This window comes from Achromobacter dolens (assembly GCF_902859745.1).
Lineage (GTDB): Bacteria > Pseudomonadota > Gammaproteobacteria > Burkholderiales > Burkholderiaceae_B > Achromobacter > Achromobacter dolens.
The window spans coordinates 1-1,109 of sequence record NZ_CADIJW010000111.1 but is presented as its reverse complement, the minus strand read 5'-3'; the positions used below and the strand labels follow the sequence as shown (position 1 = coordinate 1,109).

At 63.5% G+C, this 1,109-nt stretch carries 1 protein-coding gene; it reads left to right on the top strand.

The window, feature by feature from the left end; translation table 11 throughout:
* A partial coding sequence (gene tuf / locus HV783_RS29315) for an elongation factor Tu (protein WP_054441712.1) occupies nucleotides 1-1,109 on the top strand: 1,109 nt, incomplete at its 5' end.

Here is a 1,109-nt window from a genome sequence, read left to right as displayed (position 1 = left end):
TGACGGCGGCCATCACGACCGTTCTGTCGACCAAGTTCGGCGGCGAAGCCAAGGGCTACGACCAGATCGACGCGGCACCTGAAGAAAAGGCTCGCGGCATCACGATCAACACGGCCCACGTCGAGTACGAAACGGAAACGCGTCACTACGCGCACGTTGACTGCCCGGGCCACGCTGACTACGTCAAGAACATGATCACGGGCGCCGCCCAGATGGACGGCGCGATCCTGGTCGTGTCGGCCGCTGACGGTCCGATGCCGCAAACGCGCGAACACATCCTGCTGAGCCGCCAGGTTGGCGTGCCGTACATCATCGTCTTCCTGAACAAGGCCGACATGGTTGACGACGCCGAGCTGCTCGAGCTGGTGGAAATGGAAGTTCGCGAACTGCTGAGCAAGTACGACTTCCCGGGCGACGACACCCCGATCGTGAAGGGTTCGGCCAAGCTGGCGCTGGAAGGCGACAAGGGCGAACTGGGCGAGCAAGCGATTCTGTCGCTGGCCCAAGCCCTGGACACCTACATCCCGACGCCCGAGCGTGCCGTTGACGGCGCGTTCCTGATGCCGGTCGAAGACGTGTTCTCGATCTCGGGTCGCGGCACCGTGGTGACCGGCCGTATCGAGCGCGGCGTGATCAAGGTCGGCGAAGAAATCGAAATCGTCGGTATCACCCCGACGGTCAAGACGACCTGCACCGGCGTGGAAATGTTCCGCAAGCTGCTGGACCAAGGTCAAGCCGGCGACAACGTGGGCATCCTGCTGCGCGGCACCAAGCGTGAAGACGTCCAGCGCGGCCAGGTTCTGGCCAAGCCGGGCTCGATCACCCCGCACACGGACTTCACCTCCGAGGTGTACATCCTGTCCAAGGAAGAAGGCGGCCGCCACACCCCGTTCTTCAACGGCTATCGTCCCCAGTTCTACTTCCGCACGACGGACGTGACCGGCACGATCGATCTGCCGGCCGACAAGGAAATGGTCCTGCCGGGCGACAACGTGACGATGACCGTCAAGCTGCTGGCCCCGATCGCCATGGAAGAAGGCCTGCGTTTCGCCATCCGTGAAGGCGGTCGTACCGTCGGCGCCGGCGTCGTCGCCAAGATCCTGAAGTAA